Origin of the sequence: Bradyrhizobium sp. (assembly GCF_035652035.1) — a bacterium.
In the GTDB taxonomy this organism is placed as follows: Bacteria; Pseudomonadota; Alphaproteobacteria; order Rhizobiales; family Xanthobacteraceae; genus Bradyrhizobium.
In genome coordinates this window covers 169149-195986 of record NZ_DASREO010000098.1, presented here as the reverse complement: position 1 = coordinate 195986, position 26838 = coordinate 169149, and the positions used below count along the sequence as shown (strand labels likewise).

24 protein-coding genes are annotated in these 26838 nt (G+C 62.9%); 13 read left to right on the top strand and 11 right to left on the bottom strand.

Going from position 1 to position 26838, the window contains the following annotated elements:
- Positions 1-427, top strand: a 427-nt coding sequence (locus tag VFB05_RS27525) for a DUF2865 domain-containing protein (RefSeq protein ID WP_325018369.1), incomplete at its 5' end; no start/stop codon positions are given.
- Positions 428-438: 11 nt separating this feature from the next.
- Here the strand turns inward: VFB05_RS27525 and VFB05_RS27520 are convergent.
- Entirely contained in the window at positions 439-2532 is a 2094-nt protein-coding gene (locus VFB05_RS27520) for a methyl-accepting chemotaxis protein (protein ID WP_325018368.1), read from the bottom strand.
- A 198-nt stretch (positions 2533-2730) separates the two neighbouring features.
- On the opposite strand from VFB05_RS27520, the gene VFB05_RS27515 reads away from it, so the two are divergent.
- On the top strand, positions 2731-2886 hold the full coding sequence (locus tag VFB05_RS27515; protein WP_325018366.1) for a Thivi_2564 family membrane protein: 156 nt from the start codon (positions 2731-2733) through the stop codon (positions 2884-2886).
- 117 nt (positions 2887-3003) lie between these two features.
- Here the strand turns inward: VFB05_RS27515 and VFB05_RS27510 are convergent, their stop codons facing one another.
- From VFB05_RS27510 to cysD, 4 genes are all read right to left on the bottom strand, one after another.
- Entirely contained in the window at positions 3004-3204 is a 201-nt protein-coding gene (locus VFB05_RS27510) for a CsbD family protein (RefSeq protein WP_325018364.1), read from the bottom strand.
- A gap of 101 nt (positions 3205-3305) precedes the next feature.
- The gene (locus VFB05_RS27505; protein WP_325018363.1) at positions 3306-5471 is read right to left on the bottom strand and encodes a malate synthase G; all 2166 of its coding nucleotides are present in this window, start codon (positions 5469-5471) and stop codon (positions 3306-3308) included.
- A gap of 187 nt (positions 5472-5658) precedes the next feature.
- Complete coding sequence (gene cysC, locus VFB05_RS27500) at positions 5659-7575, bottom strand: adenylyl-sulfate kinase (RefSeq protein WP_325018361.1); 1917 nt, start codon at positions 7573-7575, stop codon at positions 5659-5661.
- Positions 7576-7602: 27 nt separating this feature from the next.
- On the bottom strand, positions 7603-8397 hold the full coding sequence (gene cysD, locus VFB05_RS27495) for a sulfate adenylyltransferase subunit CysD (protein WP_325018359.1): 795 nt from the start codon (positions 8395-8397) through the stop codon (positions 7603-7605).
- 278 nt (positions 8398-8675) lie between these two features.
- Between cysD and cysG the strand changes: the two genes are divergently transcribed.
- The 8 genes from cysG to VFB05_RS27455 all read left to right on the top strand — a co-directional run bounded on the left by cysG (position 8676) and on the right by VFB05_RS27455 (position 16024).
- Complete coding sequence (gene cysG, locus VFB05_RS27490; protein ID WP_325018357.1) at positions 8676-10109, top strand: siroheme synthase CysG; 1434 nt, start codon at positions 8676-8678, stop codon at positions 10107-10109.
- On the top strand, positions 10106-10423 hold the full coding sequence (locus VFB05_RS27485) for a DUF2849 domain-containing protein (protein WP_325018355.1): 318 nt from the start codon (positions 10106-10108) through the stop codon (positions 10421-10423). The genes cysG and VFB05_RS27485 overlap by 4 nt, the downstream gene beginning before the upstream one ends.
- A gap of 11 nt (positions 10424-10434) precedes the next feature.
- Positions 10435-12090 carry a nitrite/sulfite reductase gene (locus tag VFB05_RS27480; RefSeq protein ID WP_325018353.1) on the top strand — a complete coding sequence of 552 codons (1656 nt, stop codon included), beginning with the start codon at positions 10435-10437 and terminating at the stop codon, positions 12088-12090.
- Entirely contained in the window at positions 12077-12592 is a 516-nt protein-coding gene (locus tag VFB05_RS27475; RefSeq protein ID WP_325018351.1) for a DUF934 domain-containing protein, read from the top strand. Before VFB05_RS27480 ends, VFB05_RS27475 begins: the two co-directional genes overlap by 14 nt.
- 2 nt (positions 12593-12594) lie before the next feature.
- Positions 12595-13329 (top strand): phosphoadenylyl-sulfate reductase, encoded by a 735-nt coding sequence (locus VFB05_RS27470; protein ID WP_414643328.1) that lies wholly within the window; start codon positions 12595-12597, stop codon positions 13327-13329.
- 92 nt (positions 13330-13421) lie between these two features.
- On the top strand, positions 13422-13964 hold the full coding sequence (locus tag VFB05_RS27465; protein WP_325018348.1) for a CAP domain-containing protein: 543 nt from the start codon (positions 13422-13424) through the stop codon (positions 13962-13964).
- A gap of 105 nt (positions 13965-14069) precedes the next feature.
- Complete coding sequence (locus tag VFB05_RS27460) at positions 14070-15239, top strand: patatin-like phospholipase family protein (protein ID WP_325018346.1); 1170 nt, start codon at positions 14070-14072, stop codon at positions 15237-15239.
- On the top strand, positions 15236-16024 hold the full coding sequence (locus tag VFB05_RS27455; protein ID WP_325018343.1) for a 3-hydroxybutyrate dehydrogenase: 789 nt from the start codon (positions 15236-15238) through the stop codon (positions 16022-16024). The genes VFB05_RS27460 and VFB05_RS27455 overlap by 4 nt, the downstream gene beginning before the upstream one ends.
- 93 nt (positions 16025-16117) lie before the next feature.
- Here the strand turns inward: VFB05_RS27455 and VFB05_RS27450 are convergent, their stop codons facing one another.
- Both VFB05_RS27450 and VFB05_RS27445 read right to left on the bottom strand, forming a co-directional pair.
- Positions 16118-17500, bottom strand: a complete 1383-nt coding sequence (locus VFB05_RS27450; RefSeq protein WP_325018341.1) for a lipopolysaccharide biosynthesis protein — start codon at positions 17498-17500, stop codon at positions 16118-16120.
- A gap of 75 nt (positions 17501-17575) precedes the next feature.
- A complete protein-coding gene (locus VFB05_RS27445) occupies positions 17576-18373 on the bottom strand; it encodes a protein-disulfide reductase DsbD domain-containing protein (protein ID WP_325018338.1) in 798 nt (265 codons plus the stop codon).
- A 373-nt stretch (positions 18374-18746) separates the two neighbouring features.
- Between VFB05_RS27445 and VFB05_RS27440 the strand changes: the two genes are divergently transcribed.
- The gene (locus tag VFB05_RS27440) at positions 18747-19409 is read left to right on the top strand and encodes a YqgE/AlgH family protein (protein ID WP_325018336.1); all 663 of its coding nucleotides are present in this window, start codon (positions 18747-18749) and stop codon (positions 19407-19409) included.
- 166 nt (positions 19410-19575) lie between these two features.
- Here the strand turns inward: VFB05_RS27440 and VFB05_RS27435 are convergent, their stop codons facing one another.
- The 3 genes from VFB05_RS27435 to VFB05_RS27425 all read right to left on the bottom strand — a co-directional run bounded on the left by VFB05_RS27435 (position 19576) and on the right by VFB05_RS27425 (position 23842).
- Positions 19576-20463 carry a TauD/TfdA family dioxygenase gene (locus VFB05_RS27435; protein ID WP_325018334.1) on the bottom strand — a complete coding sequence of 296 codons (888 nt, stop codon included), beginning with the start codon at positions 20461-20463 and terminating at the stop codon, positions 19576-19578.
- 119 nt (positions 20464-20582) lie between these two features.
- Positions 20583-22244, bottom strand: coding sequence for a DUF459 domain-containing protein (locus VFB05_RS27430; protein ID WP_325018332.1), 1662 nt, complete (start codon positions 22242-22244; stop codon positions 20583-20585).
- 209 nt (positions 22245-22453) lie between these two features.
- The gene (locus tag VFB05_RS27425; protein ID WP_325018331.1) at positions 22454-23842 is read right to left on the bottom strand and encodes a lytic murein transglycosylase; all 1389 of its coding nucleotides are present in this window, start codon (positions 23840-23842) and stop codon (positions 22454-22456) included.
- Positions 23843-24042: 200 nt separating this feature from the next.
- On the opposite strand from VFB05_RS27425, the gene galU reads away from it, so the two are divergent.
- Positions 24043-24918, top strand: a complete 876-nt coding sequence (galU, locus tag VFB05_RS27420) for a UTP--glucose-1-phosphate uridylyltransferase GalU (protein ID WP_325018329.1) — start codon at positions 24043-24045, stop codon at positions 24916-24918.
- A 15-nt stretch (positions 24919-24933) separates the two neighbouring features.
- On the opposite strand, the gene VFB05_RS27415 is transcribed toward galU, so the two are convergent.
- The gene (locus VFB05_RS27415) at positions 24934-26430 is read right to left on the bottom strand and encodes a sensor domain-containing diguanylate cyclase (RefSeq protein ID WP_325018327.1); all 1497 of its coding nucleotides are present in this window, start codon (positions 26428-26430) and stop codon (positions 24934-24936) included.
- Positions 26431-26553: 123 nt separating this feature from the next.
- On the opposite strand from VFB05_RS27415, the gene VFB05_RS27410 reads away from it, so the two are divergent.
- Complete coding sequence (locus VFB05_RS27410; protein WP_325018324.1) at positions 26554-26838, top strand: DUF7662 domain-containing protein; 285 nt, start codon at positions 26554-26556, stop codon at positions 26836-26838.

The following is a 26838-nucleotide window of genomic DNA, read 5'->3' as shown; positions in this document are numbered from 1 at the left end:
GCAAGCCTATTGCGTGCGCACCTGCGACGGGCGCTACTTCCCGATCTCAAGCTCGGGCAATCAAAGCCGCGCGGCGTCGTGCAACAGCTTTTGCCCCGCAGCCGAGACCAAAGTGGTTTATGGCGGCAATATCGATGACGCCGTCGCCGAAGACGGCAAGCCTTATTCCGAACTGCCAAACGCGTTTCGTTACCGCGATGAGCTGGTCTCGGGGTGTACCTGCAACGGCAGGGATACGGTCGGACTTGCCGCGGTGAAAATCGAGAACGACCCGACTTTGCGCAGGGGCGACATCGTCGCAGGTCCCGACGGGCTGATGGTGGCCGGGCGCGGCGCCGATCGGCGCGGCGCTTCGCTCAACTTCTCACCTGCGCCGCAATCGATCACGTCGCATTACCGGCGCGTGCCGGTGGTGGCGAAGCAGTAGCGGCGCACCGATCAGGCCGCGCGGATTTTCGTGAGGAACTCGGTGACCTGGTTGCTGAGCTGAAGGCTCTGCGTCTCCAGCGTCTCCGACGCATGCTTGACGTTCTGGGCGGCGGTCGAAGCCGCATCCGCGTCGGTTTTGACGCCGGCAATGTTCTCGGCAACGTTTCGGGTGCCTTGCGCGGCATATTGCGTATTGCGCGAGATTTCCTGCGTCGCCGCGCCTTGCTCCTCGACCGCGGCCGCGATTGCGGTTGCGACTTCGTTGACCTCGCCGATGATGCCGCCGATGCCCTTGATGGCTTCGATGGCCTCGGTGGCAACCTTCTGAATGTCGGTGATCTGCTCGGAAATCTCGTCGGTTGCCTTCGCGGTCTGGCTCGCCAGCGATTTCACCTCCGACGCCACCACGGCAAAGCCGCGGCCAGCTTCGCCGGCGCGTGCGGCTTCGATGGTCGCATTCAGCGCCAGCAGGTTAGTCTGGGCGGCAATGGAATTGATCAGGCCGACCACCTCGCCGATTCCGGCGGCGGTCTTGGCCAGCCCCTGCACGGTGTTGTCGGTTTCCTGGGCCCGGTCGACCGCGCGGCGGGCGATGCCGGCGGCGTGCGAAGCCTGCCGGCTGATATCGTCGATCGACGCGCTCAATTCCTGCGAGGCCGAGGCCACGCTTTCGACGCTCACGGAGGCGTCGCTGGAAGCCTTTTCGGCGACCTTGACCCGCGAATTGGTCTGGTTCGAGACCTCCGACAGATCCGCGGACGTTCCCCGCATTTCGTTGGAGGCGTTATTCAACTGGTCGAGGCTCCGGCGAACCTGGCTCTCGAAGTCGCCGACATAACCTTCGATCGCCTTCTGGCGCGCCGCCGCACCGGCATTGCGCTCGCGCTCCTGTTCCTCGATCCAGAGCTTGTCCATGGCCTGCTGCTTGAAGGTCTCGAGCGCATTCGCCAGCGCGCCGATCTCGTCGCGGCGCTGCGCGTATCCGGTCTCGACCGCCAGATCGCCGGATGCCACCTTCAGCATGGCATCGCGCATGGTGTGCAGGGGATGGATGACGCGGCGCGTCACGGCGATCACGGTTGCGAAGGTCAACCCCAACGCCAGGCACAACAGCGCCAGTTGCAGGAACAGCGATCGTTGGGCCTGGCTATGCTGAGCCGCGGCGTAGTTCTTGGCCGCCTCGAGTGCCCGCTCGGCGACCACGACCGCGCTCGTCATATGCTTGACCGAGAACGGACTCCATTCATTCCCCTTCATTTTCGGCTTCTCGCCGGTGGCGAGCGCCTCCACCAGGCTATCCCGCGTGCCAGTGAATTCCTTCTCGAAATAGGCTGTTTGCGCCTCGGCCATGGCCGCCTTGAGATCCGCCGGAAGCCCATCGCCCGCGGCAACGATCTTCAGCGCGGCCCACGCGGCTTCGATGCCGCCGTCGAGCTTGGTGAAGTTTTGCCGGAAATCCGGGGCAATCTTGCCGAAGCTCAGCCCGTTCGAGATTAGCAGCGATGCCTCGCCGGCGGTATTGCGCATTAACCAGGCGAGCTGCTTGATCGTCAGCATCTGATGAACGATCGGATCGTCGTGATCGACCGCTTCCGCAATCTTGTTGGAGACCTTGTCGAGCGCTCCAAGCAACGCGTTGGTGTTATCGTTGAATTCCTTGGCGAGCGCCGGCCGGCGCTGCGATTTCGGCTTGTTCAGCGCGTCCCAGGATTCGGCGTCGAGGGCGGTAAATCCCTGGATCAGCCGGTTCAGCTCCGGCATCAACGTCTGGTGGTCAGGGAATTCGAAACCCTCGAGCGTAGAGGCTGCTGCGCGCATCGCCGGAAGCTGGGCTTCGCGGGTGGCGCCGAGGTAAACCTGCATGTCGTGCGACAGCGGCGCGTCTTCGTTCAGGTTGCGGAGCGTGGTCGACCGGCCGCTGCGCAGGTTGTGCATTGCCTTGAAGAGGTTCGACGAGGCATCGGTCACCACCAGGATCCGGCCGGTTGTGGCGAGCCGCTGCCATGAGCTCCAGGCGCTGACCCCCAGCAGAGCCGTCGTGCAGATGGCCGCCAGCGCGATCACCGATTTGATCAGCGAAGACACGGTGAAACGATCGAGCATAGGCTTCCCCCAAAGCAAGCCTGCCCACATAGCCAAAAAAGGGTAAATTTTTAGACAGCGGCGCTGCCGTTATGGATGCCGGTGTGTTGATTTTATTGGTATATTCGTACGGTGTTCCGGAATGCGGAACCGGCAAAACGGCTCGCGCGTTAACGTCGGTGCTACTGCTTTCTTCTCGCGTCAATTGGGGGAACTTCCATGCTCATCAGTGCGCTTGTGACCTTTCTGGTCGTCATTCTGATTTTGTACCTCGTCAATCTGCTGCCGCTTGATGGTCGCGCCAAACAGATCGTGCGCGTCATCGTCATCATTCTCGGCGTCTTGTCGCTGCTCAAATATATCGCGGTGTTCTAGGCTTGCGTTTTCGCAAAGCCCGTAACGACAAACCAAATGAAAAAAGCCCCGGCGGGTGCCGGGACTTTTTTGTCGACGCTTCGAGCTGGAAAAATTCAGCGCGGGATGGGGGAGAGCCTATTTGAGCGTCCTGAACCAGTCGTCCACGTCCTTGTGGATCTGATCCTTGGCAAAGCCGTAGCGCTGCTGCAGCTTGCCTTCGAGCTGCTCGCGGCGGCCTTCGATGACGTTGAGGTCGTCATCGGTGAGCTTGCCCCATTTCTCTTTTGCCTTCCCCCTGAGCTGCTTCCAGTTACCCTGGACCTGGTTCCAATCCATCGTCGTCTCCCATGTTGAGAAGAAGACGATGTAACGGTCGCAATTGCCGAACGTTCCGGCAGGCGGCCCCGGTGCGTTAACCTGCCGCGTTAGCCACCGCCTTAGCACGCAGCCTTGGCTTCGCGGCGGCGCGCGGTGAGGATGTACTCGGTGTAACCGTTCGGCTGCTCGCGTCCCTTGAAGACGAGATCGCACGCTGCCCTGAAGGCGACGCCGTCGAACTTTGGCGCCATCGGCTTGTACAGCGCATCGCCCTTGTTCTGGCCGTCGACCACCACCGCCATGCGCCTCAGCGAATCCGTCACCTGTTCTTTGGTGATGACGCCTTGATGCAGCCAGTTCGCCAGATGCTGGCTCGAGATGCGCAAGGTAGCGCGGTCTTCCATCAAGCCGACATCGTGAATGTCCGGCACCTTCGAACAGCCGACGCCTTGATCGATCCAGCGTACGACATAGCCGAGAATGCCCTGGCAGTTGTTGTCGATCTCCTGCCGCACATCGTCCGGCGCCCAGTTCGATTTGGACACGGGGATGGTGAGAATGTCGGACAGCTTGCCGCGCGGGCCGCCCTTGGCGAGCTCCTGCTGGCGCGCCAGCACGTTGACCTGGTGATAGTGCAAAGCATGCAGCGTCGCCGCGGTCGGCGAAGGTACCCACGCCGTGGTGGCGCCGGCCTGCACATGCGCGATCTTTTGCTTGAGCATCTCCGCCATCATGTCGGGCGCGGCCCACATGCCCTTGCCGATCTGGGCATGGCCGGGCAGGCCGTCAGTCAGTCCGGTGTCGACGTTCCAGTCTTCATAGGCCTTGATCCAGGGCTGCGCCTTCATCTCGTTCTTGCGGATCATCGGGCCCGCTTCCATCGAGGTATGGATCTCGTCGCCGGTGCGGTCGAGGAAGCCGGTGTTGATGAAGACGATGCGCTTTGACGCCTGCTGGATGCAGGCCTTCAGGTTCACCGTGGTGCGGCGCTCCTCGTCCATGATGCCGACCTTCAGCGTGTTTTCAGGCAAGCCCAGCATCTTCTCGACGCGTGCGAACAGCTCGCAGGTCAGCGCCACTTCGTCGGGGCCGTGCATCTTCGGCTTGACGATATAGACCGAGCCGGTGCGGCTGTTGTGCAGCCTGGTGGTGCCCTTGAGATCGTGGATCGCGAGCAGACCGGAGACGGCGGCATCCAGCATGCCTTCCGGGATTTCTTCGCCGGCGGAATCCAGCACCGCATCGGTGAACATGTGATGGCCGACATTGCGGATCAGCAGGAGGCTGCGTCCGTGGAGCTTCAGCTCCCCGCCCGCCGGCTTGCTGTAGACGCGATCCTCGTTGAGCGCGCGCGTCAGCGTCTTGCCGCCTTTTTCGAATTCGGCCGAGAGCGTGCCGTTCATCAGTCCGAGCGTGTTGCGATAGACCAGCACCTTGTCTTCGGCGTCGACGGTCGCGACGCTGTCTTCCATGTCAAGGATGGTGCTGACGGCGGCTTCCATGATCACGTCGGCAACGCCGGCCGGATCGTCCTTGCCGATCATGTGGCTGCGATCGATCTCGATTTCGATATGCAGGCCGTTGTTGACCAGAAGGATGGCCGATGGCGCGGCGGCATCGCCGCGAAAGCCCCCGAACTGATCGGCGGACTTCAACGCCGTGGCACTGCCGTTCTTCAGCTTGACCGCGAGCTTGCCACCCGTGACGGCATAGCCGACGACGTCGGCGTGGCTGCCGGTCGCGAGCGGGACGGCGGAATCAAGGAATGCCTTCGCTTTCGCCACCACCTTGTCGCCGCGTGCCTTATTGAAACCCTTGACGCCCTTCTCGCTCGGATCGTGCGGGATCGCATCGGTGCCGTAAAACGCGTCATACAGGCTGCCCCAGCGCGCGTTGGCGGCGTTGAGCGCGTAGCGCGCATTGGTCAGCGGCACCACGAGCTGAGGCCCGCAAATCTTGCCGATCTCTTCATCGACATTGGCGGTCTCGACCTGATGCGTCGCGGGCTCCGGCAGAAGATAGCCGATCTCTTTCAGGAACGCCGTATAGGCGTTAAGGTCGAGCGGCTTGCCCTTGTAGGCGCGATGCCAGTCGTCGATCTTCGCCTGCAACTGGTCGCGGACCGCGAGCAACTCGCGATTTTTCGGCGCCAGATCGCGTACGATCGCGGCAAGTCCGGCCCAGAATGCGTCGGGCGCGATCCCACTTTTCGGGGCGGCCTCCTTGGCGATGAAGTCAAACAGGACGGGCGCAACCTTCAGGCCGTGGGCGTCGATACGGTTCATGGTGGATTTTTCTCGCAAGAGACCGCGCCGGTGGGCGCGGCCATTTTCATGAATTTTCGGAGCAAAAAAAACGCGCGAAAAGGCGCGAAGTTCGAGCGCCTTTTAGCGCTAAATCCGGCCCCAAGAAAAGCCCTTCAGAAGCCGATTATGCTTTTGTCAATTGAGTCAAATGTTTGTGTTGGTCGAGTCAAATATTGGCTGCGAGATCAATCACTTCATCGAACAGAACGCCTGTTGTCAGCAGCATGCGTTCAATCGTCTCGGCAGCTTCCGCGACGGATTGTGCCGCCGTGTCGATGACAAGCTCAGAATTGACCGGTGGCTCATAGTCGTTGGAAATGCCGGTGAATGCTGGCAGACCGCCGGCTCGCGCCTTCGCATAATGGCCCTTGGGATCGCGGCTCTCGCAGATTTCGGCCGATGTTGCGACATGGATTTCGCGAAATGCGGTGTCGGCGATCTGGCGTGCGATGGCGCGGTCGTCGCGCGACGGCGAGACTGCGGCCACGATGGCGATGTGTCCGTTTTTCGCCAGATGCGTCGCGACTTCCGCGAGCCTTCGGATGTTCTCGCTGCGGTCGGCAGGCGTGAAACCGAGGTCGCGGTTGAGACCGGCGCGCAAGGTGTCGCCGTCCAGCAGGACCGGCGAGCCCCCGCGGTCGAACAGGCGCCGCTCCAGCGCGCGCGCCAGCGTCGATTTTCCGGAGGCCGGCAATCCCGTCAGCCAGACCACCGCGCCGTGATGGCGATAGCGGGCCGAGCGTTCATCCGGCCGCAGCGCAGATTCCACAGGCACGATATCGACCGGCACCGCGCGTCGTCCGGCGTCGACCGACAGCACCAGCCCGCCGCCGGCGATGCGGCCATTGACTTCGATGACGAGACGCCCGGTCCGGGGATTATCGGCATAGGCGTCGGCGGCGATCGGTTGCGCCAGCGCGATATCGATCTCGCCGACATGGTTGCGCGCGATCGCGGCATTCTCGACGCTCGACAGCTCGCCAGGATCGACCGCCTTGTCGATTGCCACGACGCTGGCGCGGCTCTCGCGCGTGCCAAGCCGCACCAGGATCTGGTCGCCCTTGCTGAGCGGCTTGTCGTGCAGCCAGAAAATACGTGCATGGATCCGCCGGGTGTCGCGCGGCGCCGATCCGGCGTGCGCGATGATGTCGCCGCGCTCGATGAACAGCTCGCGGTCGAGCGTGATGCCGACCGAGCGGCCGGCGGTCTGAGCACCCTTGAGCGGCGTCACCGGCCAGCTCTCGACGCTCCTGATCTTCGCGATCTTGCCTGCCGGCATGATGACGATCTCGTCGCCGCTCGAAAGCCGCCCCGATTCGATCCGCCCCGCAACGATGCGGCGGTCGTCGAACTTGTAGATCGCCTGCACCGGCAGCCGCAGCGCGAGCTGTTCAGCCGGTTGCGCGGGGACAAGCGCATCGAGCGCATCGACCACACTCGGTCCGCTGTACCAGCGGATCCGCGGCGACAGGCCGGCGACACCGTCGCCGTCGCGCGCCGAGATCGGAATGACGGCAAGCGGCGTGACGCCAAGGCCGGTCAGATGCGCGGAAATCTCCTCGCGGATTTCGGCAAATCTCGCCTCGCTGAAATCGACGCGGTCCATCTTGTTGACGACGACCGCGACCTGTTTGACGCCGAGAAGATGCAGCAGATAGCCGTGGCGCCGGGTCTGGTCGCGCACGCCCTCCAGCGCATCGATGATCAGGACCGCGCCGTCGGCCTGCGAGGCGCCGGTGATCATGTTGCGGAGGAATTCGGCGTGGCCGGGGGCGTCGATCAGCACGACGTCACGCGAGCGGGTGCGGAAGCGGATTTGCGTGGTGTCGATCGTGATGCCCTGGTCGCGCTCGGTCTGCAGCGCATCGAGCAGGAAGGACCATTCGAACGGCATGCCGCGCCGCGCGCTGACCGCCTTCAGCATTTCGAGCTTGCCTTCGGGCAGGCTGCCGGTTTCGTGCAGCAGCCGGCCGACCAGCGTCGACTTGCCATGATCGACATGGCCGACGATGACGATGCGCACCTGCGCGCGGGTGGTGCCGTTCGGCGTTGTCGACAACTTGGCGGGGACGGTCATGTTCATGGCGGTGCTCAACGCAGTGCTTTTTTCTCAGAGATAGCCGGCGACACGCAGACGCTCGAAGGCATCCTCGGTCTCGTGGTCGAGCGAGCGGCCGGCGCGTTCCGGCACCTTGGTACGTTCGAGTTCGATCAGGATTTCCTCGATGTTCGAAGCCGTCGAAGCCACGGGAAAGGTGATGTCGGCATCGCCGAGCGAGCGATAACGCTTGCCGCCCTTGGCGAGATAGAGCGGAATGATCGGAATGTTTTCGCGCTGGGTGTAGGCCCAGATATCGGCCTCGGTCCAATGCAGAATGGGATGGATGCGCAAATGCGCGCCCGGCGGCGGCGAGGCGTTGAACTGATCCCAGAATTCCGGCGGCTGGTCGCGCACGTCCCATCCGCCTTCGGTGCCGCGGGGCGAGAACACCCGCTCCTTGGCGCGCGTCGCTTCTTCGTCGCGGCGAATGCCGGCGATCAAACCGTCGAAGCCGTATTTGGTGAGCGCGAGCTTGAGGCCTTCGGTCTTGCGCGCAGCCGAACGCGCCGCCGGCGGCAGCGTGGGATCGACTGCGTCGATCGGCGGGCAAGGCTCGATTTTGAGATCGAGTCCCCATTCCTTCCCATAGGTGTCGCGAAAGGCGTACATCTCCGGAAATTTCTTGCCGGTATCGACATGCAGGGCGGGAAACGGCACGCGGCCGAAGAACGCCTTGCGCGCGAGCCAGATCATCACGTTGGAATCTTTGCCGAGCGACCACAGCAGCGCGAGCTTCTTCAGCCGCGCAAAAGCCTCACGAAGGATGTAGATGCTCTGGGCCTCGAGCGCGTCGAGGTGATCCATGGAGGGCGCTTCGGAGGGAATTTGGCGCGCCGTCTGGCTTGAATTTTGCGTGAGAGTTTGCGTGTGAGAAAGGGCGCCGGCCGGAAGGTCGCGGTGCACCCGGTCTTGCGCGCAACTGTCTTCGAGAAGATGCATCTACGAACCCTTGGCCTTGCGAAGTGAAAATTCTATAGTGGCGTTGCTCAAGAGAAGAAAAAATCTTCTCTTTGCGGGCGGTAGACGACACATATATAGAAAATAATTCCAGTCAACCCGGATGTTCCGGTAACGGGCACAGCATGCGATTTCTGCCGGTATTCCTCGATGTGCAAAGCGGCGTAGTCCTGCTCGTGGGTGAGGGCGACCTCGTCCGCGCCAAACTGCGTTTGCTCGTCTCCGCCGGCGCTCGGGTTCGGTGGTTTGCGACCGACGGCAATGATGATCTTGCCGGCGTCGACGTCGACGCGGCGCGGATCGAATTCGCGAGCGGCGATCCGCTTGTTGCCGACCTGAACGGCGTGGTCGCAATCGTGTGTGCGGGCGCTGGTGAAATTGGCACGGCGATGTCGTCGCGTGCCAAGGCGCTGGGTCTGCCCGTCAATGTGATGGACGACCTCGAACATTCCACTTTCATTTTTCCGGCCATCGTCGATCGCGGCGATGTCGTGGTCGCGGTCGGCACCGGTGGCACCTCGCCCGTGGTGGCGCGGCGCGTGCGCGAGCGCATCGAAGCATTGCTGCCGGAGCGCATCGGCGAACTGGCAAGCTTCATCGGCCGCTGGCGCAAGCAGGTCCACAACCTGATCCCGGAATTCGCGTTGCGCCGCCGCTTCTGGGAGCGTGTGGTCGATGGTCCGATCGGCGCGCTGGTGCTGGCCGGACGCCGTGACGAGGCCGAGAGCGCGCTCAAGACGATCGGCGATGCCTCCGCGTTTGCAGGCCGTCTCGCATCGGGGGAGGCGCAAGGCAGCGTGACGCTGGTCGGCGCCGGTCCGGGCGATCCCGATCTGCTCACGGTGAAAGCGCTGCGCGCATTGCAGGACGCCGACGCGATTTTCTACGACGAACTGGTCAATCCCGACATTCTCGACCGTGCGCGCCGTGATGCGGAGCGCATTCCAGTCGGCCGCCGCGTCGGCAAGCCCGGCATCGGCCAGGATGCCGTCAACCGGCTGTTGATCGAAGCCGCGCGCGCCGGCAAGCGCGCCGTGCGGCTGAAGGGCGGCGATCCCTTCATCTTTGGCCGCGGCGGCGAGGAAGTCGAAGCGCTGCGCCAGGCGAACGTCGTCTATTCGGTTATTCCGGGAATCACCGCCGGTCTTGGCGCCGCCGCGCAATTCGAAGTGCCGCTCACCTTCCGCCGCGAGGCGCTGCGCGTCACCTTCCTGACCGCGCACAAGGCCAAGGACGCCGAGACGGTCGACTGGTCGACCCTGACCGACGTCGAGATGACGATCGTGGTCTATATGGGCATGACCGCAGCGCCTTCGGTGCGTGCGGGCCTGCTCGCGGCCGGCCGGTCACCAAAAACTCCGGTCGGCGTTTTTGCACGCGCCACGCGCGACGACGCGGCAGCTGCGATCGGGACACTTGCTGAACTGCCCGATCTCGTCGAAAAGATCGCCGGCGGTCCCGCCATTCTCATCATCGGCGATGTGGTCGCGCATGCCGCGCCTGCACGCCGCAAAGAACTCTCCCAACTCGCATCACTTTTTCAGGTCGCCGCCGAATGACATCTCCGCTTGAACAAAAAATCCGGATCACCGGACCTTCGATCGTCACCGCCAACCGCACCGCTGATGGCGCGGTGATCTACCGCAACCGTAGCAAGGGCTGGTCGACGGACCTCACCGACGCCGCGATCGTGCGCAATGCCGACGAGGCGCGCGCGTTGCTCGCCGAGGCCGTCGCCGACGACGTCGGCGCGGTCGGATCCTATATCGCGCCCGTCGCGCTTAGGGATGGCGAGCCGGTCAAGCCCGGAAACCTGCGCGAACATATCCGCCAGAGCGGCGTGACCATCGATCTCCTTCCGGTTTCCGCATAGGGCGCCCGTTCATGTACGCGTATGACGAACTCGACCGAACGCTGCTCAACGAACGCGTTGAGGAGTTTCGCGATCAGGTGAAGCGCCGCCTCTCCGGCGAGCTCACCGAAGACGAATTCAAGATGCTGCGCTTGCAGAACGGCGTCTATCTGCAACTGCACGCCTATATGTTCCGCGTCGCGATCCCCTACGGCACGCTGTCCTCGGCCCAGTTGCGGCGGCTTGCACATGTCGCGCGCAAATACGACCGCGGTTACGGCCATTTCACCACGCGCCAGAATATCCAGTACAACTGGATCAAGCTCGCCGAACTGCCGGATGCGCTCGCGGACCTTGCGGAAGTGGGCATCCACTCGATGCAGACCTCGGGCAACAACACCCGAAACGTCACGTCCGATCAGTGGGCGGGTGTGGCTCCGGGCGAGGTCGAGGATCCCCGCATCTGGTCCGAATTGCTGCGGCAATATACGACGCTGCATCCGGAGTTCTCCTTCCTGCCGCGCAAGTTCAAGTTCGCGATCACGGCTTCGGCGCACGACCGCGCCGCGATCAAGATCCACGACATCGGGCTGCGCCTGCACCGCAACGCGCAAGGCGAGATCGGATTTGAGGTGCTGGTGGGCGGTGGCCTCGGTCGCACGCCGTTCATCGCCAAAACGATCAAGCCGTTCGTCCACGGTCGCGACCTCCTCAGCTATGTCGAGGCGATCCTGCGCGTCTACAATCAGTACGGCCGCCGCGACAACATCTACAAGGCGCGCATCAAGATCCTGGTGCATGAGCTCGGCATCGAGAAATTCGCCGCCGAGGTCGAGCAGGAATGGCGCGCGATGGGCGAGACGGCGCTGACGCTGGACGATGGCGTCATCGAGGAAATCCGTTCCCGCTTCACCTATCCGGCTTACGAGAAGCTGCCGCATGTGCCGGACGAACTGAAGAAGGCCGCCGCCGATCCGCTGTTCGAGCGCTGGCGGCGCAATTCGGTGTTCACGCACACGGTGCAGGGCTATTCGATCGTCACGATCTCGCTCAAGCCGGTTGGAGCTCCTCCCGGCGATGCCACGGCCGAGCAGATGGATGCGCTGGCTGATCTCGCTGACAAATATTCCTTCGGCGAAATCCGCGTCGGCCACGAGCAGAACCTGGCGCTGCCTCACGTCGCCAAGCGCGATTTGCCGGCTTTGTGGAAGGCGCTCGACAAGATCGGGCTCGCGACGCCGAACGTCAATCTCGTCTCCGACATCATCGCTTGTCCGGGGCTCGACTACTGTTCGCTCGCCAATGCGCGGTCGATTCCGATCGCGCAGGAACTGACCCGCCGCTTTGCCAATCCGGATACGGCCGAGCTGATCGGCCGCCTGCACATCAACATCTCCGGCTGCATCAACGCCTGCGGCCATCACCATGTCGGCCACATCGGCATTCTCGGTGTCGAAAAGAACGGCGAGGAATTTTACCAGATCACGATCGGCGGCCGCGCCGACGAGCATGCCGAACTCGGCCTGCTGATCGGGCCTGCGGTGCCCTACGGCGAAGTCGCCGACGTGGTCGAGGACATTGTCGAAGCTTATCTCGCGCTGCGCGAGCGTCCCGACGAGCTGTTCGTCGATACGGTGAAGCGGCTCGGCGTCGAACCTTTCAAGGAGCGGGTCTATGCCACTCGTTAAGAACGGAAAAATCGCAACCGATATCTTTGTCCATGTCGCCGATGGCGCTGAACTGCCGGGCGACGGCGCCGTGCTGCTTTCGGCAGCGCGGTTTCTCGAGGACCCGGAAGCGCTGCTCGGGCGCGCCGGCAAGCTCGGGGTGATCTGGCCGAACAGTCGCGACGTCGACGACCTGGTGCCGTATCTCGATCGGCTTGCGGTGATTGCGCTGGTGTTTCCGACCTTCCGTGACGGCCGCGCCTATAGCCAGGCGCGGCTGCTGCGCGAGCGCTATGGCTATGAAGGCGAACTGCGCGCCACCGGACAGGTGCTGCGCGACCAGTTCATGTTCATGCTGCGCGCAGGCTTCGATGCGCTCGAGGCGAAGAAGCAAAGCGATGTCGAGGCCTTTGCTCTCACATCGAAGCGTTACTCGGTCTTCTACCAGCCGACCGGCGATGGCAGGCTCACGGCGTTGCATCGGCGGATGCAGCAGCGCCACTCGGAGAGCGCCGGTCAGTGACAATAACAGTCAGAAATATTGCGGAGCAGATACCCGACGAGGCCGCGGCCGCAAAAAGAGCCGAGGCGCTCAACGAGGTGCTTCACCATGCGACTCCGGCTGAAGTGATCGAGAGCGCCCTGCGTGTTGTCGGCCGCGAGCGCCTTGCGCTAGTGTCCTCCTTCGGCACGGAGTCGGCCGCGCTGCTCAAGGTCACGGCCGATGTCGATCCGGCGATTCCCGTGATCTTTCTCGATACCGGTTGGCTGTTTGAAGAGACGCTCGCCTATCGCGATGTTTTGATCGAAAAACTGGGCCTGCGTGACGTCCGTTCGATCAAGCCAGCGGAAGAGACATTGCAGCGCGAGGACCCGGACAAGGAGCTGTGGTTTTCCGATCCCGATGCGTGCTGCCGGATTCGTAAAGTAGAACCGCTGAGGCGCGCGCTTGCGCCGTTCGATGGGTGGGTCAGCGGCCGCAAGCGTTTTCAGGGCGGCCTGCGCGCCACGCTCAACGTGGTCGAGGCCGATGGCGTCAGGCTGAAATTCAACCCGTTCGCCAACCTCGCGCCCGCCGACATTGAAGCGATCTTCGCCGAGGCGAAGCTGCCGCCGCACCCGCTGGTGGCTTCCGGTTTCCGCTCGGTCGGGTGCATGCCCTGCACCAGCCGGACGGAGCCGGGCGAGGATGCGCGCGACGGCCGCTGGCGTGGCCGGTCCAAGACCGAATGCGGGATCCATACCGCCGAGATGACCTAGGCTCGCAACCCCGCCTGCCGGAAAAACGCCCCTCCGTTCACCTTTCAGCCACGGTTGGCATGCAACAACCGGCCCCTGACGTTGGGGGAACCATGCGCCTTTGGGTCGCGATGATCGGATTGTTGGTGCTTGCTGGCTGCGCGTCGGAGGCTCCGGTGGAGCAGCCGACCATGTATCTCAACATGACCGAACCTGGCGCGAAGCTTGATGCCCAGGCCGCGGCGACGATGATTTCGCTTTACCGCAAGAACAACGGCGTTGGCGCTGTCGTCATCGATCCTGAATTGATGCGGATCGCGGAGGGGCAGTCGCAGGCGATGGCGAGCCGCAACAAGCTCGACCATGACGTGAAGGCGCCGCTGCCGAAACGCCTGCAAGCGGCCGGATACCCCTCGACCCTCGCCGTCGAAAATGTGTCAGCCGGTTACCACACGCTTGCCGAGGCATTTTCCGGCTGGCGGGACTCGCCGCCGCACCGGGCCAATATGCTTCAGAACGGTGTCACAAAAATGGGAATTGCCGCGAGTTATGCTCCCAATACAAAATACAAGGTGTTCTGGACGCTTATCCTCGCATCGACCGAACCACGCGAACAGGTTGGCATACCAATACCAACCGGTCTGAAGGCCGATTGACGCGACTGCGAGCTGGTGTCCTAGTTCTAGCGTTCGGCGGTCGGTTCCGGCGCATCAGAGGTCGCCGCGATAGCTTGCGAACTTTGGAATCGGAGCTATACGGCGATGATGAATCCGGCAACGACGCCCGCAAAGGCCCAGCGCGTCCTCGTCCTGCAGGGCGGCGGTGCGCTCGGGTCCTATCAGGCAGGCGCCTATCAGGCGCTCAGCCACTTCGATTTCGAGCCGGACTGGGTCGCAGGTATTTCGATCGGCTCCATCAATGCCGCCATCATTGCTGGCAACGAGCCGGCAAAACGCGTCGAGCGGCTGAAGGAGTTCTGGCAGACGGTCTCTTCCGCGGCACCATGGGTCCCGGTTCCAATCACGAAAAGCGAGCAGCAACGCTCGTTCTATAACGAAACCAGCGCGGCACTGGTTGCGACCTTCGGCGCGCCAGGCTTCTTTACGCCGCGAATCCCGCCGGCGCCGCTATGGCCGAAGGGAAGTCCGGAAGCGCAAAGCTATTACGACACCTCGCCGTTGCAGAGGACGCTGGAGCGGCTCGTCGATTTCGACCGCATCAACGATCTGAAATGCCGGCTCAGTGTCGGCGCGGTCGGCGTGACTTCGGGCAATCTCAGATACTTCGACAATATCGAGTTCAAGCGGCTCGGCAAACGAATTGGCCCGGAACATATCATGGCGTCCGGCGCGTTGCCGCCGGGCTTTCCATCCGTCGTCGTCGATGGCGAGCACTACTGGGACGGCGGCATTGCCTCCAACACACCGCTCGATTATGTGCTGGATACCGAGACCAACAACGACCTTCTGATTTTCCAGATCGATCTGTTCTCTGCCCGCGGGCTGTTGCCGCATTCCATGCTTGAGGCGGCCGAGCGCGAAAAGGATATCCGCTTTTCCAGCCGCACCCGCATGTCGACCGACACGAATCGCGAGCTTCATAACACCCGCAAGGCGGTGCGCGACCTGATCGAAAAATTGCCCGACGATCTCAGGAGCGATCCCTCCGCGATTTATTTGCGCGAGGCGACGCGGGAGAACACCGTCACGGTGGTTCACCTGATCTACCGCAGCAAGAACTACGAGACGTCATCGAAGGATTACGACTTTTCCCACCTCGCCATGGTCGAGCATTGGGAAGCCGGTGTGCGCGACGTTCACAGCTCAATGAAGCACAAGGATTGGCTCGAGCGGCCGCAAAACGGCGAGACCATGGTGACCTACGATCTCTCGGGTGACGAAAATCCCCCCAAAAAGGAGCAAGCGAAATGACCAATCTGAAAGGCAAGACGGCTGTCGTGACCGGTTCGACCTCTGGGATCGGGCTCGCTTATGCCCGCGCATTCGCCAGCGCCGGCGCCAATGTGGTGATCAACGGGTTTGGCACGCCGGCCGATATCGAAAAGGAACGCTCCGCCATCGAGACCGACTACAAGGTGAAGGCGGCGTATTCGCCGGCCGACATGACCAAGCCCGGCGAGATCCACGACATGATCGCGCTCGGCGAGAACACCTTCGGCTCGGTCGATATCCTCGTCAACAATGCCGGCATCCAGTTCGTCTCCCCGATCGAGGAATTCCCGATCGAGAAATGGGACTCCATCATCGCCATCAACCTGTCGTCGGCGTTTCACGGCATTCGCGCCGCGGTGCCCGGCATGAAGAAGCGCGGCTGGGGCCGCATCATCAACACGGCGTCGGCGCATTCGCTGGTGGCCTCGCCCTTCAAGTCGGCCTACGTGTCGGCCAAGCACGGCATCGCCGGTCTCACCAAGACCGTGGCGCTCGAGGTCGCGACCTTCAAGATCACCTGCAACTGCATCAGCCCCGGCTACGTCTGGACACCGCTGGTCGAGAAGCAGATCCCCGACACCATGAAGGCACGCAACATGACCAAGGAACAGGTCATCAACGACGTGCTTCTGGATGCGCAGCCGACCAAGCAGTTCGTCACCGTCGAACAGGTCGGAGCGCTAGCGCTGTTCTTGTGCAGCGACGATGCTGCGCAGATCACTGGCGCCAATCTCTCGATCGACGGCGGCTGGACCGCGGAGTAGGGCGCGCTATCTCGCTCGTCATGGCTGACCCGGCCATCCATCAATGAAGAGCTTTTTCGATGGATTGCCGGGTTAAGCCCGGCAATGACAGCTTTAGCTGTGCTTCCCGAATGCGAGCACGTGCAGCCCGAGCCGCTGGCGCACGATGTAGAACAACAGCACTGTCTCGAAGACAAGCGAGATCGAGGTAGCGGCCGCAGCCCCATGGCCGCCGTAGCGCGGCACCAGCGCGACGCAGAGCACGACATTCATCACAAACGACAGGCCGTAAGCCAGCGCGCAGGCGTACTGGTGGCCGAGCATGTTGAGCAGCCGCTCGACCGGACCGACCGCCGCGCGCACCACAAGGCCGATCGCTGCCACGAACATGATGTCGTAGCCGGTCACGAATTTCGGCCCGAACAGCCAAAGCAGCGGCTGGCCGAATGCCAGCAGCAGAATGGTCGCCGCAAGCGAGGGCCAGAACGTCCATTTTATCGCGTGCGCGACATAGGCCGAGAGCCGCTCGCGATCGCCGAGTGCATGATATTCGGCAAAGCGATGCGCAGTCGTTGCCGACATCGCGTAGTGAATGAAGGAAACCAGCGCCAGCGTCTTCACGACCGCGAAGTACACGCCGACCTCTTCCGACGAACGGAACTGCTGCAGCACCAGCACGTCGGTGTAGGACAACAGCAGGTAAAAGCCCTCGACCATCAGGATCGGCAGCGAAATCGAAAGCCAGAAGCCGACGTCATAGGCCTTAGGGCCGGGTGGGACGTGACCGTCAAGGCGACGGTTGAGCGCCACCATCTGGCCGATCATCGCGAGCCACACCGCGGCGGCGCTCGCCAGCATGGCGGCGGTTGCGCCGAGATGAAAGCCGAGCACGAACATTCCGGCGGTGACGCCGATGATCAGCGCCTGGCGAATAATGAACTGCGGCATCAGGCCGAGCCGCATCCAGTCGTGCGAGCGCGCGATGCCGTCCTGCGTGTTGGCGACGACGAAGGCAGGCAGCGTGAGGCAGCCGATATAGAGTGGAACGATCTCGTTCGCTCCGATCCACCGCGAAAGCAGCTTGACGAGCCCCGCAAGCAGCAACGAGACCACAGACGAAACGGCAAATGTCATCCAGCGGCTGCCGGCCAGAAAGCCGCGTAGCAGCGCATGCTCGCCACGGGTGCGATATTCCGGAATGATCTTCTGGGCTGAAGTGGAAATGCCGAAGTCCATCATGCTGCCGAGCAGCAGCACCCAGGTCCAGACGTAGACATAGATGCCGTAGTCGGAGCCACCCATCCAGCGGGCGAGCAGAACCTGCGAGAAATAGGCAAGTGCGGCGCTCAGCACGCGGATGATGAAGATCGTCCCCGCCAGCCGCCGCGTCAGCGAAGCCTCACCGGAGCCGCCAAGCACGGCGCCCAGCATCGATCGCAGGCGAGCGATGGCGCCTCGCGGTTGTGTGGTGGCGGATTGAGCGTCCATGACGGCCAAGGCGAAAATCCTCATGCCGCGAATGTCGCGGCACAGGTTTCGCTATCAACACTTCGTTAAGATTCGGTTGGACGCCTATTCGAGATTGATATTGAACTCGTAGGAGCGGTCGCTGCCGACCAGCGTCAGTTTGAGCGCCGCGCCTTCCGGATTGGTTCCCGGCGGCACGCCTTCGAGTTCGAAGGCAAAGCGTTTGACGCCCGCGGGTCCGTGCTCCCTGAGTTTCGGCACCGGCAGCCCCCAGTCCGGGGTCGGACCTTCGACGAACAGATTGACCGCCTTGTTGTCGGGCGAAACCACATCGACCAGAACTGTGGACTTGCCGTCGCGCTTGACGTCACGGATGGTCAGCGGGTTGGGGTCGCCGATCGATGCCGGCTTCGGAACCGTATCGAGCGCCGCGAACAAGGCGCTGTCCTCGGTAGAGGCGACACTTGCAAAAGCAAGCTCGGCGCTGGCTTCGACCGGGATGCAGATTTTCTCGCACACTGCGTAGTTGATATTGGCGCGAAGCGTCACCGGCTTGTCGTTGCTTTTCGCCACAATCCGTAACGGCAGCACCACCTGATCGTGATAGCCGAGCGAGAAGCCGCCGGCGCCGTCGTCGAATTTCATCGGTGCCGGCCACAGAACGGTCACCGCCTCGACATTATCCGATTTGGAAAAATCGAAACGCGGCGGAACACCGGAATCGCCCGAGGTGCGCCAGTAAGTTTTCCAGCCGGGGTCGAGCTGGATCGCAATGCCGCCGAGCAGCACCGGTCCACTGTGCGATCCCGCGAGCAGCCGCACGGCGGCGTGCGGTCCCTTCTGCCACGGCGAAGCGTCCTCGGCGTGAGCCTCGATCGATGACAACGACGTCAATGCGGCCAAGGCAAATAAAGCCGATCGCGACCCTCGGAATGTCTGTGCGCGTTCGAGCGGGGCGGGAACCATCATAAATCGTCCTTAACTCCAGGCGAGATTGCAAGCCATTGAATTGCCTGTGATGCAAGTTGAAATAAAGGCCAGGTGCCCGCTCTCCCAAGTTCGCATCAGTCCTCAGCAACACTTTTTTGCGAGCTTTGGAAAGCCGTGAGCAGTGGCGAACTCCTTAATCTCGTATCGCTCATCGATCTGAGCCGTTGCTCGTATTGCAGGGCAACAGATCGGCGATAAACAGTGTCCTCCGAACCGCCACACTAGTCTTGATTGACAGCGCGAGGCACCGATATCAGGATAGATCATGTAGGCGAGTCTTTGGCGAATGGGATCTGAAGACAAAAAAGCTGGCTTTCGGCCCAGAGCTGTCCGTCCCGACGTGGCTGGCGGCGCCGGCGAAAGCGGACGCCATCGTTATCTCGACGGCCAGTTGCTGATCGCGATGCCCGTCATGGGCGATCCGCGCTTCGAGCGCTCGGTGATTTACCTCTGTGCGCATTCGGCGGAAGGCGCGATGGGCATCATCGTCAACCGTCCGGCGGGTAGCATCGATTTTCCGGGCCTTTTGGTGCAGCTCGAGATCATCAAAGAGACGGATCAGATCAAGCTGCCTGAAACTGCCGAGACCTTGAAGGTGCTCAAAGGCGGCCCGGTCGAAACCGGCCGCGGCTTTGTGCTTCATTCGAGCGATTTCTTCATCCAGGATGCGACGCTGCGGATCGACCACGACATCTGCCTCACCGCTACCGTCGATATCCTGAAGGCCATCGCCAAGGGCTCCGGGCCGAAGCATGCGATCCTGGCTCTGGGTTATGCCGGCTGGGCGGCGGGCCAGCTCGAAAGCGAAATCCAGGACAATGGCTGGCTGCACTGCGACGCCGATCCCGATCTGATTTTCGGCAACGACGTCGAGGAAAAATACACGCGCGCGCTGCGCAAGATCGGCATCGATCCGGGCATGCTGTCCAACGAAGCGGGGCACGCGTAAGGCGGGCGTAGCTCTTGTCGTCCCAGCGAAGGCGGGGACCCATAATCACAGAGGGTTGTTGTTGGAGCGGGCTGGAGCAACAGCCTTCGCAGTTACGCGGTCCTGTGGTTATGTGTCCCGGATCGGCGGTCGCTATTGCTCGCTTGTCCGAGGCGACGTCAAGAAACTACTCCGCGGCCTGTTGCGCGACGGTCGGTTCGGTGCCCGCGACGGTCGCGCGGCGCATATCGCGTGGCTGCGACTGGTCGTAGCGGCGCACGCGATGCATCGTCTGCCGGTTGTCCCACATCACAAGGTCATGCAGCGTCCATTTGTGAACGTAGACGAACTCCGGCTTTGTGGCGTGCTCGGTGAGGTCGCGCAATAGCAGCCGCGCCTCCGGAACGCTCATGCCGACGATCGCGCCGGCATGCGACGACAGATAGAGCGATTTGCGGCGATGCACGGGATGGGTGCGCACCAGCCGCTGCAACACCGGCTTGAACATCTGCTTTTCTTCCTCGCTGTAGTCGAGGAAGCCGAGCGAGCCGCGCGAATACATCAGCGAATGTTCGCAGATCATATCCTCGATCTCGGCCTTGGTCTCGTCGTCGAGCGCGTCGTAGGCCGCGCGCATGTCGGCGAATTCGGTGTTGCCGCCCTTCGGGTTCACCACCCGTGCCGACAGCAGCGAGAACTTGGCCGGAATCGGTCGGAACGAACTGTCGGAGTGCCAGAGGCAGTTGCCGAGATTGAACAGGTGAGTGCGGTGATCGCGCGGCAGCGGCTTGCCGTCCTTGCCGAGATTGGAGACGTCGTTGAGACCGGAGGTCAGACGGTAGTCCTCCCGCTTGGTGACGGTGCCGCCACGGGCGCTCTCGCGCTCGCCGAAGTTCCGCGCAAATACGAGCTGCTGCTCGTCGGTGATGTCCTGGTCGCGGAACAGCAGCACGGCGTATTTGTCCATGCCGGCTTCGATGTCTCTGGTTTCGTCCGCCGTGAGCGGCTTGCGCAAATCGACGCCGGAGACCTCGCCGAAAAAATGCGGGTGAAGCTGGCGGATCGTCACGGTCATCGGCGTGCCTTCCTGATTTGGGCGCGGTTTCTCCGCGGTCTTTTCAGCAAAGGCTACTCGCGGCCCTTGCGAAGTCAACGCATGGGCCCTCGCACTGGTCGCGGGGCAGGCAAGCGGATTTATTGCGGGAGGTTACTCGGCGGCACCGATGCCGACCGTCCGACATTCGCCGGAGGCCGCGGCGCATTGGGGCCGGGCGCTGTTCGCGGCGTCGGCTGAACTTGGCGCGGCTGCCCGCCAAGGCCGAAGAAATTCCGGACCGACGGCGGAGACTGGGCGGTCGCCGGCTTCTTCTTCTGGGCCGCGGGCGGAGGTGCCGCCGGCGCGCTATCGGGAGACGTGGAGGCCGCCGGCGTGTCTCCCTTGGCCTGTTCGCGCCCGATTTCCCGGCGCGGCCAGGCGAAGTCGTCGGCGCGCCCGGCGGGTGGGGATAGCGGCTCGCCCTTCACCAGCGTGCGCGCAACCAATGCGTCGACCGCGGCGGGGCGCGATCCCGGACCGCCAAGCAATTGGTCGGTGCCGACCGAGGACGCCACCAGCGGCACGATCGGTCCGGCGAGCGGCCGCGGCGCCGGCTGACCAGGCTGCGCGTTTGCATCCGGGGTCGCGGGTTCGCTGGGCAGGGCAACCGGCGAAGAACGGGAAGCGAGCAGGCGCGTGATCTCGCGCTCGACATAGTGGGCGAGCTTGCGCGCGCCGGGCTTGGTGAAATAGACGCCGTCATAGGAACGCAGGCGCCGGATCTGGCCTTCGAAGTCGGGGCCCTGTTGCAGGAAGCGTCCAGCTTCGTCGACGAAGCCGTCCCAGACATCGACATAGGTGATACCCGCCTTGGCCGCACCCTCGCGATAAAGCGAATCCAGGAACAGCGCATCCGACGTCGCCCTGGCGCCGCGCACCGCAGGCAGACCGACCCAGATCACCGGCACGCCCTTGGTCTTCAGGACGGCGATCATTTCGTCGATCTTCTTGTTGTAGAGTTCGGTCCAGCGATCGTCGTGGAATTCGACCAATCCGTTCGGCCCACGCTTGCCTCTTTCGGGCGCGACGACCGGTGGAACGTCGTTGTCGGCGTCGTCGGCGGGCGGTTCAGCGTCCTGGGGTTTCTCGCCGGGCTTGGCGGCTTCGGCGGGCTCGTTGCCCTTCGCTTCGCCTCCCTTGTGAGCTTCCTTCTTGTCGTTCTTTTTGTCGCCTGCCTTCTCACCGCCCTTTTCGCCGCTCTTGGCGTCGGATTTTTCGACAGCCTGCTCGCGCATCGCAACGCGGTCGTTGAGGCCGAGCATGACGACGATCACATCGGGCTTCTCGGTAGACAGGATGGTTTTCGCCGCTGCCGCCCAGTCGGCCGGTTCGCCTCTGGGCTGATACTGAATGAGGCCGGAGACGGTCTTGTGCCGGCGGATCACACCCATGTCCGGCTGCTCGACGTAAGCGTCTTCAAGGCCATAGGCGAGCCAGTCGGCCATGGCGTCGCCCAGCACCAGCACATTGTGCTCGGGTACCGAGGCGGCGTCACGCTTTGGCGGCGGCGGCGCCTTGGAGTAATTTTCAGCGGGCCTCGGCGCTTGCTGCTGGAACGGTGCGAACAGGTCGCCGCCGAACCAGCCGCCGCCTCCGCGCGGGGCTTGCTGGGGAGCAGGCCGCGGCGGTCCGCCGAAATTGAAAAAGAACTGCGCCGACGCCGGTGCGGTGATGGCAACGAGAAAGCCAAACATGACCGCCAGCACGGTCAAGGGACCGGCTTCGGTGAACAGCTTCCAGAAGGGTCGTTTCTCTCGCATTCGGCTCGGTCGCAGCGGATCGTTCAATCAGCGAAGATACTAACAAAATCGGGCCGCAAACGGGCGGATTTCCCGCGAATCAGCCTCGCCACCCGATGCTACCGCCAAGGTTCAAGACAAGACCGTAGAGCATGATCCAGTTCCTGGGGAAACTGATTTTCCGCACCGATGTCCGTGAAAGGGCGAAACAGGGTTACTGCAAGCCGAAATCACTGTGCGCGCAGGCGGTCGAGCATGGACGAGGAGGCAAAGCCGTCTGCCGGGGCCCCGATCGAGGCCTGGAAGCCGCGCAATGCCTCCCGGGTTTCGCCGCCGAACTGGCCATCGGGGGTGCCGCGATAAAATCCGCGTTGTGCCAATAGCTGTTGCAGTTCCAGCCGTTCGGCGCGCGACAAATCCCGCTCCTGCCGCGGCCAGGCCTGCACGAACGGCTGTCCGCCGCGCAAGCGATCGGCAAAGTGGCCGATGGCGAGCGCGTAAGCCTCCGCCGGATTGTACTTCATGATGACCCGGAAATTCTGCAGCATCAGAAAGCCGGGGCCTACGGCGCCGGCCGGTGCCAGCAGATAGGCTTTTTCGCTTGAGGCCGGGAACGCTTGTCCGTTGGCGCGCTTCAGCCCCAGATGCTCCCATTGCGCCAGGGTCATCATCTTGGCGCGGTCCGCCAGCATGTAATTGAAGCCCTGCGGCACCACGACCTCGTAACCCCAGCTCTGTCCGCTCTGCCAGCCGTCTTTCTTCAGGTTGTTGGCGGTCGATGCAATCAGATCGGCCGGGTCGTCGACGACGTTGCGGCGGCCGTCGCCATCAGCATCGACGGCATAGCGCTTGAACGCGGTCGGCATGAACTGCGTGGGTCCGAAAGCGCCCGCCCAGGAGCCGCGCATCTGTTCGGGGTTGAGGTCGCCGTGGTGCAGGATCTCCAGCGCCGAGAGAAACTCGTCGCGGAAGTATTTCTGACGCCGGCCAATGCAGGCGAGCGTGGCGGTCGATTGCAGTACGCTGCGGTCCCCCATCTGGGTGGAATAATTCGATTCGATGCCCCAGATCGCCGCGATGATGTAGCGGTCGACGCCGTAGGCCTTCTCCGTGGCGTCGAACTGCACCTTGTACTTGGCGAGGATCTCGCGACCCTTCGCGAGCCGGTTATCATTCACCAGAATATCGAGATAATCCCAGACCGTCTTGGTGAATTCCGGCTGCGAGTCCAGGAGATCCATGATGCGCAGGTCCGGCGTGAGGCCTGCTGTGAAGCGCTGAAAGCTCTCCTGCGAAATGTTGCGCCGTGCGGCGTCCGGCCACATCGAGGCAACACAGTTGTCGAAATTGGCAGCTGCCTCGCGGATGGCGCTCGCCATCATCAGCGGATGGCCGGAGGCCCCGTCCTCACCGCTCCAGGGTTGTGCGCCTCCCGGCGCCTGAACAGGTCCCGTCGTCCCGGTCTGATCGCCTCTCGACGATTTGCCGCCAAAGATGTTGCCGAGGAAATCGAGTGGGCCACTGGCCGACTGCGCGGGCGCCGGCGCCGACCAAAGCAGCGCGGCCGCAAGAATTGCAGCGCCGGTTTGTCGCGCCGGCCGTCTCGTTCGTTGTGTCATATCCCACCCGCAAATCCGTCCAGCCCGGCCCTCAGGAGGGCCCCGCGGCGGTTTCCAATAGCTTAACAAAGGCGCGTTTTTTACGTTAGGCATTTGCGGCGGTCGGGAACTTTAGGGGCCAGATCGGCCTTTGTTCCCGGCTCCAAACCAGTTACGAAAGCGTTATTCCCTAAGGTTTCGCAAAGAGCAGTCGCCCTCCCATGAAAATCCGCAAAGCCGTCTTTCCCGTCGCTGGCCTCGGCACCCGTGTATTGCCCGCGACCAAGGCAATGCCGAAGGAAATGCTGACCATCGTCGACAAGCCGTTGATCCAGTATGTGGTCGACGAGGCCAAGGAAGCCGGCATCGAGCATTTCGTCTTCGTTACCGGCCGCAACAAGGGCGTGATCGAGGATCATTTCGACCGCATGTACGAGCTTGATGCGACGCTTTCCGCGCGGGGCAAGAAGGCGGAGATGGAGATTCTCGCCCGCGACCAGCCGGAGGCCGGCGCCATGAGCTTTACGCGCCAGCAGGCGCCGCTCGGCCTCGGCCATGCGGTGTGGTGCGCGCGAGATATTGTCGGCGACGAGCCGTTCGCAGTGGTGCTCCCCGACGAACTCGTGCTGCATTCGCCGGGATGTCTGGCGCAGATGATCGCGGCGGCAGAAAAGCTCGGCGGAAAATCCAATCTGATTGCGGTGGAAGCGGTGCCGGACGAACTCACCCACCAATACGGCATCTGCGGCGTCGGCAAGCGTAACGGCAAGGTGTTCGAGGTGGACGGCATGGTCGAGAAGCCGGCCAAGGGCACCGCGCCTTCCAATCTCTCGATCACCGGGCGCTACATTCTTCAGCCTGAGATTTTCAAGATCCTGGAGAAGCAGGAGCGCGGCGCCGGCGGCGAGATCCAGCTCACCGATGCGATGATCGGGCTATCGAAGACGCAAAAATTCTACGGCGTCGAATTCGAGGGCGAGCGGCACGACTGCGGCTCCAAGGCCGGTTTCCTGCGCGCCAACATCGCCTTCGGCATGGCGCGCCCAGATTTGCGCGATGGTCTGCGCGCGGAGCTGAAGAAATATTCCGGAAAGTGATAGCGGTGCAGTAGTTCAGGCGGCCAGCGACAGCTTCGGCCCGGTTGCAAGCACGGTGCGGTTGCGGCCATTGGCCTTGGCGGCGTAAAGCGCCTCATCGGCCGCCTGGATCAGGTTGGTCCATTCGGACTTCGCGTCGGGTATGATGCTCGCAACGCCGACGCTGACGGTGGTGATCGCCTTCTCGCCGCACCATTGTTCGACCTTGAGGCGGATCGTTTCCGCCACCACGAGGGCCTGCTCCGGCGTCGAGCCCGGCAGCAGCACGGCGAACTCCTCTCCGCCGTAGCGGGCCGCGCAATCACCGGCGCGATGCACCGAATCCGAAATGCAGATCGCAATTCCGATCAGCACCTCGTCGCCGGCCTGATGCCCGTAGGTGTCGTTGAACGATTTGAAATGGTCGGCGTCGATCATCAGCAGTGCCAGCGGCCGCTTCTGCCGCGCCGCGCGCCGCCATTCGTTCTCGATGGAAGCGTCGAACTTGCGGCGGTTGCGCAGGCCGGTGAGGGCGTCGGTGGTGGCTAGCTCCTCGAGCTTCTCTTCGGCTTCGGCGCGCCGGCCGATTTCCCGCGCCAGAAACAGCGTGACGCCGAGCACGAAGACGGCGAGCATCGCCATGATGGTGCCGATCCGCGTCGCTTCGATGCGCCACAGCCTGTGGATGTTGTCCCACGGCTTGCCGACCACCACGACAAGCGGCTTCGTTCCGTCGCGCCAGACATAGAGTCGTGGCGCGTGGGTTGGCGTCCTGACCCCGCTATACGAGCCGCTCGGCTCGGAAAGCACGCGCTTCACGCCGGGGTTGTCGGCGAAATTCTTGCCGATGATATCGAGGTCGAAGGGGGTGCGCATGATCACGGTGCCGTCGTGCCGGAACACCGTGATGACGTCATCGGGGTCGAGCCGCAGCCGGCTGAACAGGTCGTGGAAGTAAGAGAAGCGGATCGAGCCGGCGACGACGCCGAGGAAGCGGCCGTCTTCGCCGGAGATGCGGCGCGAGAGCACGATGGAGTAGGCGCCGTGGTGAAGCATCGGTCGGCTGATGAACAGGCCGACATTGGGTTGGTCGCGGTGAACCCTGAAATATTCCTCGCCGCTGCGATCTTCGGGAATGGGGTCAAGCGTCGAGGCATCGGCGATCAGCTTGCCTGTAGCGTCGAACACTTGGATCGCGCCAAAATGTTTGGCGGTTGCGGCATGATCGAACAGGATCAGCTGCCGCAAGGGCCGGCTGACCTGACTGATCTCCGGCGCCACCATATTGGCTGCGACCGAACGCAGCGACAGGTCGTACAGTTCGACGTTGCGGCTGATGTCGGTGTCGATGCCGGAGGCAAGATTTTCGAGCGTCTGGCGCGCGAGCTCTTCCTCGCTGCGGCGCATGTCGAGCATGACGCTGGTGCAGATCGCGGTAAAGCCGAGCACCGTGACGACAGAGGAGGCGATCAGCAACTTTGCCGATAGCTTCCAGGGCCGGCTGGCCGTATCCTTGCGCCGTCCAAATCTCATCGCTTCGTTCCCGAAGGACTGGGATGCGCCCGGAATGGTTGCTGGCGGCTTAAATGGGTTCCCCTTGGGTCGTAATGCGTTAACGCTTCGTTTCCGGTCGCTCAGAAGAGGCTCCCAATACCGATGACCCAATATGACGCGCTCCGTGACTATCTGAAGCGGCAGAAGCAGATGGAGTTCGTGCTGAGTTTCGAGCAGATCGAGGAGATCATCGATGCGGCGCTGCCGCGCGCGGCGCAGCGCGCCTCGTGGTGGGAGACGCTGCGCAGCCCGCAGGAAAAGATGCCGCAGCGCGAGGCGTGTCTTGAGGCTGGTTTCATCGCGACGAGGCTGCCAGACGGCAGCAGCGTGAAGTTCAAGAAGATGCCGCGCGACCGGCGGCTACCTCGCGAAAGCGAGAATATGTAA

What these genes read in the sequence shown, in the direction of transcription:
- cysD (WP_325018359.1), bottom strand. Translation starts at nt 8,397, where the DNA reads ATGGATCACCTCGACGCGCTCGAGGCCCAGAGCATCTACATCCTTCGT.
- VFB05_RS27515 (WP_325018366.1), top strand. Translation starts at nt 2,731, where the DNA reads ATGCTCATCAGTGCGCTTGTGACCTTTCTGGTCGTCATTCTGATTTTG.
- VFB05_RS27475 (WP_325018351.1), top strand. Translation starts at nt 12,077, where the DNA reads ATGCCACTCGTTAAGAACGGAAAAATCGCAACCGATATCTTTGTCCAT.
- VFB05_RS27480 (WP_325018353.1), top strand. Translation starts at nt 10,435, where the DNA reads ATGTACGCGTATGACGAACTCGACCGAACGCTGCTCAACGAACGCGTT.
- VFB05_RS27520 (WP_325018368.1), bottom strand. Translation starts at nt 2,532, where the DNA reads ATGCTCGATCGTTTCACCGTGTCTTCGCTGATCAAATCGGTGATCGCG.
- VFB05_RS27440 (WP_325018336.1), top strand. Translation starts at nt 18,747, where the DNA reads ATGGGATCTGAAGACAAAAAAGCTGGCTTTCGGCCCAGAGCTGTCCGT.
- VFB05_RS27410 (WP_325018324.1), top strand. Translation starts at nt 26,554, where the DNA reads ATGACCCAATATGACGCGCTCCGTGACTATCTGAAGCGGCAGAAGCAG.
- VFB05_RS27505 (WP_325018363.1), bottom strand. Translation starts at nt 5,471, where the DNA reads ATGAACCGTATCGACGCCCACGGCCTGAAGGTTGCGCCCGTCCTGTTT.
- galU (WP_325018329.1), top strand. Translation starts at nt 24,043, where the DNA reads ATGAAAATCCGCAAAGCCGTCTTTCCCGTCGCTGGCCTCGGCACCCGT.
- VFB05_RS27435 (WP_325018334.1), bottom strand. Translation starts at nt 20,463, where the DNA reads ATGACCGTGACGATCCGCCAGCTTCACCCGCATTTTTTCGGCGAGGTC.
- VFB05_RS27485 (WP_325018355.1), top strand. Translation starts at nt 10,106, where the DNA reads ATGACATCTCCGCTTGAACAAAAAATCCGGATCACCGGACCTTCGATC.
- VFB05_RS27510 (WP_325018364.1), bottom strand. Translation starts at nt 3,204, where the DNA reads ATGGATTGGAACCAGGTCCAGGGTAACTGGAAGCAGCTCAGGGGGAAG.
- cysG (WP_325018357.1), top strand. Translation starts at nt 8,676, where the DNA reads ATGCGATTTCTGCCGGTATTCCTCGATGTGCAAAGCGGCGTAGTCCTG.
- cysC (WP_325018361.1), bottom strand. Translation starts at nt 7,575, where the DNA reads ATGAACATGACCGTCCCCGCCAAGTTGTCGACAACGCCGAACGGCACC.
- VFB05_RS27455 (WP_325018343.1), top strand. Translation starts at nt 15,236, where the DNA reads ATGACCAATCTGAAAGGCAAGACGGCTGTCGTGACCGGTTCGACCTCT.
- VFB05_RS27430 (WP_325018332.1), bottom strand. Translation starts at nt 22,244, where the DNA reads ATGCGAGAGAAACGACCCTTCTGGAAGCTGTTCACCGAAGCCGGTCCC.
- VFB05_RS27465 (WP_325018348.1), top strand. Translation starts at nt 13,422, where the DNA reads ATGCGCCTTTGGGTCGCGATGATCGGATTGTTGGTGCTTGCTGGCTGC.
- VFB05_RS27415 (WP_325018327.1), bottom strand. Translation starts at nt 26,430, where the DNA reads ATGAGATTTGGACGGCGCAAGGATACGGCCAGCCGGCCCTGGAAGCTA.
- VFB05_RS27425 (WP_325018331.1), bottom strand. Translation starts at nt 23,842, where the DNA reads ATGACACAACGAACGAGACGGCCGGCGCGACAAACCGGCGCTGCAATT.
- VFB05_RS27460 (WP_325018346.1), top strand. Translation starts at nt 14,070, where the DNA reads ATGATGAATCCGGCAACGACGCCCGCAAAGGCCCAGCGCGTCCTCGTC.